Annotated in this window: 7 protein-coding genes; 6 read left to right on the forward strand and 1 reads right to left on the reverse strand. The window is 44.4% G+C overall.

Translation table 11 applies throughout. The features are described 5' to 3' along the window. Positions 1–8: 8 nt before the first annotated feature. Positions 9–848, reverse strand: coding sequence for an RNase RNM (gene rnm / locus JIG41_RS10385; protein ID WP_075593665.1), 840 nt, complete (start codon positions 846–848; stop codon positions 9–11). Between the two features lie 437 nt (positions 849–1,285). Here rnm and JIG41_RS10390 point away from each other — a divergent pair, with 437 nt between their 5' ends. The 6 genes from JIG41_RS10390 to trpA are packed head-to-tail and all read left to right on the forward strand — an operon-like array spanning position 1,286 to position 7,846. Next, positions 1,286–2,854, forward strand: coding sequence for an anthranilate synthase component 1 (locus JIG41_RS10390; RefSeq protein WP_075593666.1), 1,569 nt, complete (start codon positions 1,286–1,288; stop codon positions 2,852–2,854). Beyond that, positions 2,854–3,459, forward strand: coding sequence for an aminodeoxychorismate/anthranilate synthase component II (locus tag JIG41_RS10395; protein WP_065979808.1), 606 nt, complete (start codon positions 2,854–2,856; stop codon positions 3,457–3,459). Before JIG41_RS10390 ends, JIG41_RS10395 begins: the two co-directional genes overlap by 1 nt. A gap of 9 nt (positions 3,460–3,468) precedes the next feature. Beyond that, positions 3,469–4,488, forward strand: a complete 1,020-nt coding sequence (trpD, locus tag JIG41_RS10400) for an anthranilate phosphoribosyltransferase (protein WP_199524694.1) — start codon at positions 3,469–3,471, stop codon at positions 4,486–4,488. Continuing rightward, positions 4,481–5,845, forward strand: coding sequence for a bifunctional indole-3-glycerol-phosphate synthase TrpC/phosphoribosylanthranilate isomerase TrpF (gene trpCF / locus JIG41_RS10405; protein ID WP_199524695.1), 1,365 nt, complete (start codon positions 4,481–4,483; stop codon positions 5,843–5,845). Before trpD ends, trpCF begins: the two co-directional genes overlap by 8 nt. Before the next feature lie 7 nt (positions 5,846–5,852). Continuing rightward, on the forward strand, positions 5,853–7,037 hold the full coding sequence (gene trpB / locus JIG41_RS10410; RefSeq protein WP_036969276.1) for a tryptophan synthase subunit beta: 1,185 nt from the start codon (positions 5,853–5,855) through the stop codon (positions 7,035–7,037). Further along, complete coding sequence (trpA, locus tag JIG41_RS10415) at positions 7,034–7,846, forward strand: tryptophan synthase subunit alpha (RefSeq protein ID WP_036968988.1); 813 nt, start codon at positions 7,034–7,036, stop codon at positions 7,844–7,846. Before trpB ends, trpA begins: the two co-directional genes overlap by 4 nt. The last annotated feature ends 140 nt before the right edge of the window (positions 7,847–7,986 follow it).

The following is a 7,986-nucleotide window of genomic DNA, read 5'->3' on the forward strand; positions in this document are numbered from 1 at the left end:
ACACGCTCCTATTGCCCTTCCCACGCTTGCCAAACACCTTGGCAATCTTTGGGTAAGTATAAATTTTTTCCCAGCTCCAACCAGCTTGTAGGAAAATGAAAGTCTGACCCCTGTGAGGCGAGTAAATCATATTCTCTAGAAAGCTCACCTAAAAACTGGCGTTCACTTGGTGCTTGCTGGGGTTGTGCAACTTCCATTGCATCGCCCCCCGCGTTTTTAAACTCGACTATCAACTTACGCAACCACTTATTCGACATTTGATAACGACCAGGATGCGCCAGAACAGCCACCCCACCCGCTTGATGAATAGCCGCTATCGCCGTTTGCATATCGCACCAGCAACTTGGTACATAGCCTGTTTTGCCACGGCCTAGGTATTTTTTAAAGACACCTGGAAAGTTTTTGGCTACGCCGCGCTCAATGAGTGCGCGAGCAAAGTGCCCGCGGGTAATTTGGGCATTGTCGGCAAATGCTTTCGCTTCGTCATAAATACCTTCAAAGCCATTTTTTGCGAGGCGATGACCTATCTCGATAGCACGCTCTTCACGCTTCGCCTGTTGCGAGCTTAATAGCGAAATCAAGGCTTCATTCTCATCGTCGATATTTAAACCAACAATATGAATTTCAAAGCTTTCCCACTTAGTTGACACTTCAACACCGGCAATTAATTTAAGCGGTAAATCGTCATTCGCAATGATGTCACGTGCAGGGGCTATCGCCGCCAATGTGTCGTGATCGGTAATTGCGAACACATCTATGTTTTTTTCAACCGCGCGGTGTAATAGTTGCTCGACTGATAGCTGACCATCAGAATATGTGGTGTGGCTATGTAAATCGTATTTTATCAAAGGAAAAGACTGCTTAACGTAAGTTCTTGAATCATTGATAGGAGTATAACAAAGATTTTATACTAATTGTTGTAAATTAATGCTTGACAGTATCGGCTTAGGTACGCTTTACTGTATGCACTTTAGGACACGTTGAAAAAGAAATAACAATGAACAAAACAATTCAAATCACAATTTGGTGGTGGCACTCGTAACTAGCGGGTGACGAATTGTCGTGTCTATACGATTTCAAAACCCGCTCATGTAGCGGGTTTTTTTATATCTAAATTTTAAGGTTTTATAAATGAATAACATAGCAACTCTTACACATCATTGGTGGTGGCGCCTGGCTTAGCGGGACGGTAAGGGTCTATCTAATTTATAGACATTATTATACGAACCCCGCTTAAGCATCGCTTTGCGGGGTTTTTATTTTTGGGAATGAGGGAGAATAAGGTTTGATTTTTAGTCATATAACAACGACACCGGGTGAGGTAACCAGTATCACTCAAGTGCGTGACTACATTAGTAGCCCACTTGCGTTATACAGTTTACTCGATAAACCTAATTCACTGCTGTTAGAGTCTGCAGAAATTGACTCTAAAGACAGTGTCAAAAGCCTAATTTTGGTTGACTCAGCGCTACGTATTGTTTGCCATGGTAAACACGTCACACTGACAGCACAGTCAAATAACGGCAAACAATTACTACCTTATTTACAAAGCCATGTGCAAAACTGCGATGCAGTGCTTATTGAAGACACACTCACATTGACCTACAACGAAGTAGCGAGCGATATTGACGAAGCCAGCAAACTGATTGCCGACAATGCTTTTAGCGCTCTTCGTAGCTGTATAAACAGTATAAAAAGCACCACAGACAACCCTTTTTCAGTCTTTCTTGGCGGGGTGTTTGCCTACGACATGGTCGCAAATTTTGAAACGCTGTCTGACGTACCTGAAGGTGAAAATAGCTGCCCAGACTATGTTTTCTATTTAGCCGAAACACTTGTGATAATTGACCATCAAGCCAAAACCACCGAGTTGATTGGTAATGTGTTTAACGGCCCAGAAGTGCACGCCAACTGCTTCGAAGTTGGTCAGCAGCTAGAACGCTTGAACAGCGTATGTGACAACGCAGCGCAATACCAAGGACAAAAGCAAAGCGGTGCAAGCCCTGTCTCGGTTGATGTCAGCGATGAGCAATACTGCGAGCATGTCATCAAATTAAAAAAGAACATTGTCGATGGCGATATCTTCCAAGTCGTACCATCACGTACTTTTTCTCTTGCCTGCCCAGATTCACTTCATGCCTACAGCCAACTTAAGCAACAAAACCCCAGTCCTTACATGTTTTACATGCGCGACGAAGAGTTTGTGTTATTTGGTGCATCGCCTGAGTCAGCACTTAAATATTGTGTTGATAGCAAGCAAGTTGAAGTGTATCCAATTGCAGGTACTCGCCCACGCGGTAAATTTGCCAATGGACAAATAAACCCAGATTTAGACAGCCGCATTGAACTTGAACTACGTAACGACCAAAAAGAGCGCGCTGAACATTTAATGCTGGTCGATTTAGCCCGTAACGATGTCGCCCGCATAAGCGTGCCGGGTACACGCCATGCCAAAGAGCTATTAAAAGTAGACCGCTACTCACAAGTGATGCATTTAGTTTCACGCGTGGTCGGTACATTAAAACCTGAACTTGATGCCCTGCATGCGTATCAAGCATGTATGAATATGGGCACCTTAGTCGGTGCTCCCAAAGTACGAGCCGCTGAACTTGTACGTCAAACAGAACAAAAGCGCCGTGGTAGCTACGGTGGTGCAGTTGGTTATTTAACCGGTGATGGTGCGATGGACAGCTGTATTGTAATTCGCTCAGCCTTTGTGAAAAACGGCATGGCTTATGTACAGGCAGGTGCTGGCGTGGTGTTTGATTCAGACCCGCAGTCAGAAGCCAATGAAACGCGCGCTAAAGCACAAGCAGTGATTACCGCAATTCAATCGACTTATGAGGCACAATAATGAACACACCATCAGCCTATAAAATCTACTTTTTAGATAACTTTGATTCATTTAGTTATAACTTAGTCGATGAACTTTCTATGTTAGGGTGCGAGTTAGTGGTATACCGTAACAATATCAGTGCACAAAGCATTTATAACAAAATGTGCCAAGAAACTGTGCCAGTATTACTCGTGTTATCACCTGGGCCGGGAGCCCCATCAGATGCGGGCTGCTTAATGGCATTAATTGAGCTTTGTAAGGGGCGTTTCCCAATGCTAGGTATTTGTTTAGGCCAACAAGCATTAACACAAAGTTATGGTGGCGTGATTGGCCATGCAGGTGAAACCGTACATGGTAAATCGTCGATTATTGCGTTGTCTGATCACCCTGTATTTGCAGGGATGGGTGAAAAAATGCCAGTAGCGCGTTATCACTCACTCATGGCAACTAAAGTGCCAGACGCAGTCGATGTCATTGCCTCGTATGAAAATATTCCAATGGCAATTTATCACCCGCAAGATAATGCACTTGGTTACCAGTTTCATCCAGAATCGATTTTAACGCCAAACGGCGCCTTGCTATTACAGCAAAGTATTGAGTTTTTAACCGCACGCGTGCAGTAGAGGAATAACATGGAAGCAACAACCCTATCCCCGTTAAACCAATTATTGGCCAATCAACACTTATCGTTTGAGCAATCAAGTGCCTTATTCGATGCAATAATGAATGGCCAATTAAATGATATAGAGCTAACTGCTGCACTTATCGCGTTAAAATTTAAAGGTGAAACGAGCAACGAAATCGCTGGCGCTGCAGCATCTATGCGCGCCAACGCAATGCCATTTACCACCAGTAAAACACTGTTAGCCGATAGCTGCGGTACCGGTGGCGATGGCTCAAATACGATTAATATAAGTACCACGGCTGCCATTGTTGCCGCAGCCGCGGGTATCAATATGGTAAAACATGGCAACCGTAGCGTATCGAGTAACTCGGGGTCAGCTGATTTACTAAAAGCCTTGGGCATCAATATTGATATGAGCCCAGAGCAAGCTGCCACATGCTTAGAAAACACTGGCTTTGCATTTTTATTTGCCCCGCATTATCACAGTGGTGTGCGTCATGCGATGGGGGTACGTACTGCCCTGAAAAGCCGCACTATTTTTAATATTTTAGGTCCGCTTGCCAACCCAGCCGCACCCCACGTGCAATTGCTTGGTGTCTACGATGCATCTCTTTGCTTACCGATGGCCGAAACCCTAAAAACCCTCGGCACGCAACGCGCTATGGTAGTGCATGGAGCCGGTACCGACGAAATTGCGCTACACGGCGAAACCAACGTCGTTGAGCTCAATGATGGCAAGCTAACCGAGTATACGCTGACAGCAACCGATTTTGGTCTTGCAAACTATTCACTTGAACAATTAGCAGGTCAAGGCCCAGAATATAATGCGAAAGCCAGTTTAGCGATTTTACAAGGCCAAGGGGAAGACGCTCACAACGCAGCCATTATTGCCAACGTAGCAGCGCTTCTTTACCTAACAGGCAAAGCAAGCGACTTAAAAACAGCCGCGAAACACGTAACCGAGTTGTTAGCATCTGGCAGCGCGATGAACACATTGAACGCAATTATTGAGGTAAGTCATGGCTAACGTATTAGACAAAATTGTTGCCGACAAACGTATCGAACTTGAAACCAGAAAAGCACAGCGTCCACTTACATCATTCATTGCGGATGTTGTGCCAACCACCCGTGATTTTGAAGGTGCGCTGGCAGCAAAAGGCACACAATTTATTTTAGAATGTAAAAAAGCATCGCCTTCTAAAGGGCTTATCCGTGAACCGTTTAACTTAGATGAAATTACCGCGGTCTATAAAAAATACGCAACCTGTATAAGCGTATTAACCGACGAGAAATATTTTCAAGGAAACTATCACTACCTTGAGTATGTGCGCAGTCAGGTTGAGCAACCGATTATTTGTAAAGACTTTTTCATCGATGAGTACCAAGTGTATTTGGCGCGGTTATCAGGCGGTGATGCCATTTTATTAATGCTGTCAGTACTCAATGATGAGCAATACTTAGCACTGCATAACGTCGCAGATACTTTAAATATGTCGGTGCTGACTGAGGTTAGCAACGAAGAAGAAGTGAGCCGTGCACTTGCACTGAATGCTCGTTTGATTGGCATCAACAACAGAGACCTGCGTGATTTAAGTACGGACTTGGCAACCACTGAACGATTACGCACCTTAATACCAAACGACAAAGTAGTTATTTCAGAGTCTGGTATATACACACACAACGATGTAAAACGCCTTGCTCCTTTATGTGACGGTTTTTTAATTGGCAGTTCACTCATGGCTGAACGCGATTTAGACGCAGCTTGCCGCAAGGTGATTTTAGGTGAAAATAAAGTGTGCGGTTTAACCCGTTCACAAGATGCTGAGGCTGCTTATCAAAGTGGTGCGGTGTATGGAGGGTTAATTTTTTACCCTAAATCGCCTCGTTATGTTGATATTGACTGCGCGAAACAAGTGACACAAAGTGCCCCGCTTGCTTATGTTGGCGTGTTTGTTAACGCACCACTTGAACAAGTCGTTGACTACGCACAAAGCCTAAAATTAGCCGCCGTCCAATTACATGGTGATGAGAATAGCGAGTATATTCAAAGTCTCAGAAAGCAGTTACCACTTGGCTGTGAAATTTGGAAAGCGCAAGCGGTAAATGGCACATTACCAAAACCGCTTGAAGGGGTTGACCGCCACTTATACGACACATACAGCAAAACCCAAAAAGGTGGCACTGGCGAAGCCTTTGATTGGTCAATATTAGACACAGCCACAGTGCCATTTATGTTAGCGGGCGGCTTAAATCCAGAGAATATTCATGCAGCGCTTTATCGCGGTGCCAAGGGGCTTGACCTAAATTCTGGCGTAGAAGCGTCAGCAGGTAAAAAATGCCCAACAAAATTACACAATGCGTTTTCGCATATCAGAAATTATTGAGGTTAGAATGCAAAATCCAGCTTATTTCGGTGAATTTGGTGGTATGTTCGTACCACAACTGCTTGTACCAGCACTTAAGCAGTTAGAAGCAGAGTTTAATAAATCACAAAACGATCCTGCTTTTCAGGCAGAATTTGAAAAATTATTGAATGAGTACGCAGGTCGTCCAACGCCATTAACGTTAACCCGAAACTTAATAAAAAACCCCAAGGTTAAATTGTATTTAAAGCGTGAAGATCTCCTTCACGGTGGTGCACACAAAACCAACCAAGTACTGGGCCAAGCGTTATTAACAAAACGCATGGGTAAAAAAGAAGTGATTGCAGAAACAGGGGCTGGTCAGCACGGTGTTGCAACAGCACTTGCGTGTGCCCTACTTGGCTTAAAATGCCGCGTTTATATGGGTGCAAAAGATGTTGAGCGTCAGCAGCCTAACGTGTTTCGTATGAAGTTAATGGGCGCAGAAGTTATACCTGTTACAGCCGGCTCTGGTACGTTAAAAGACGCAGTAAACGAAGCACTTCGTGATTGGTCTGCAAACTACAAAGATGCCCATTATTTGCTAGGTACAGCAGCAGGTCCGCATCCATTCCCGACCATGGTTCGCGAGTTCCAAAAAATGATCGGTGAAGAGGCAAAACAGCAAGTATTAAAAGCAGAAGGCCGTTTGCCTGATGCCGTATTAGCCTGTGTAGGGGGTGGCTCAAATGCCATTGGTATGTTCACTGATTTTATCGATGAGCCAAGTGTAAAACTCATTGGTGTAGAACCTGCGGGTAAAGGCTTAGATACCCACCAGCACGGTGCTACTTTATGTAAAGGCACGAAAGGTATTTTACACGGCACCTATACGTACATTATGCAAGATAATGATGGCCAAATTGAAGAGTCTTACTCTGTTTCTGCTGGCCTTGATTACCCTGCTGTGGGTCCTCAACACGCTCATTTACATGAAACAGGCCGAGCTCAGTACGTCGGTATTACCGATACCGAAGCACTTGAAGCATTTCAGCTCCTTGCTAAAAATGAAGGGATCATCCCTGCGCTAGAATCGAGTCATGCACTGGCTTATGCACTGAAATATGCCGAGCAACAAACCGAAGACACTATTTTAGTGGTTAATTTAAGTGGCCGAGGCGATAAAGATTTGGCTCACGTTCACAGTGTTTTATCAGAAGGAGGCGCGCTATGAGCCAAACTAATCGTTACGGACACATGTTCGCCACATTAAACGAGACAAACCAAGGTGCGTTTGTGCCCTTTGTCACCATTGGCGATCCTAATAAAGAGCTCAGTGTTGAAATCATCAAAAGTTTGATAGATGGCGGCGCAGATGCGCTTGAGCTAGGTATCCCGTTTTCAGATCCAATTGCCGATGGCCCAGTTATTCAAGCAGCGAACATTCGCGCACTTGATGAGAACATAAATACCCAAGACTGTTTTGATATTATTAAACAAGTACGTGAATACAATGCCGACATTCCCATCGGTTTATTACTGTATTCAAACCTTGTGTTTAAACGGGGCATCGAAAAGTTCTATCACGATGCAAAAGACGCCGGTGTTGATTCAATTTTAGTGGCTGACGTGCCGCTGCACGAATCAAAGCTGTTTCGTCAAACGGCAATGAAAAATGGCATTGACCCAATTTTTATCGCAACCCCGAATGCCGATGACGACACCTTACGTCAGTGTGCATCTTACGGCCGTGGTTATACCTACTTGCTTTCACGCGCGGGGGTTACGGGCACTGAAACCAAAGCACAAATGCCTGCTGATTCATTGGTTAAAAAGTTAAAAGAGTACCATGCTGCCCCTGCTTTGCTCGGCTTTGGTGTATCAACACCTGACGATGTGAAATCGGCGCTTGAATCGGGTGCTGCTGGTGCAATTTCAGGCTCTGCGGTTGTAAAAATCATCGAAGCAAACCTTGACGACCAAGCAGCAATGCTAAGTGGTTTAAAGGCGTTTGTTGCCAGTATGAAAGCGGCAACGAAGTAATACCATTCCGCTTAATTAAGTGGTCTATTTTGAGGCAATAAAACCGCGTTGATAACAAGGCAAAAATTTAGTTATTTAGTTGTTCTAAATCAGAAATTTTTAACGTAGGTAGCGACTGGTTTAATCACTCAAAATGATTA

The sequence above is a fragment of the Pseudoalteromonas sp. bablab_jr011 genome (assembly GCF_016464045.1).
Lineage (GTDB): Bacteria > Pseudomonadota > Gammaproteobacteria > Enterobacterales > Alteromonadaceae > Pseudoalteromonas > Pseudoalteromonas lipolytica.

Excerpts from the sequence above, each read along its gene's own strand:
- JIG41_RS10395 (WP_065979808.1), top strand. The coding sequence starts at position 2,854 with ATGAACACACCATCAGCCTATAAAATCTACTTTTTAGATAACTTTGAT.
- trpD (WP_199524694.1), top strand. The coding sequence starts at position 3,469 with ATGGAAGCAACAACCCTATCCCCGTTAAACCAATTATTGGCCAATCAA.
- trpCF (WP_199524695.1), top strand. The coding sequence starts at position 4,481 with ATGGCTAACGTATTAGACAAAATTGTTGCCGACAAACGTATCGAACTT.
- trpB (WP_036969276.1), top strand. The coding sequence starts at position 5,853 with ATGCAAAATCCAGCTTATTTCGGTGAATTTGGTGGTATGTTCGTACCA.
- trpA (WP_036968988.1), top strand. The coding sequence starts at position 7,034 with ATGAGCCAAACTAATCGTTACGGACACATGTTCGCCACATTAAACGAG.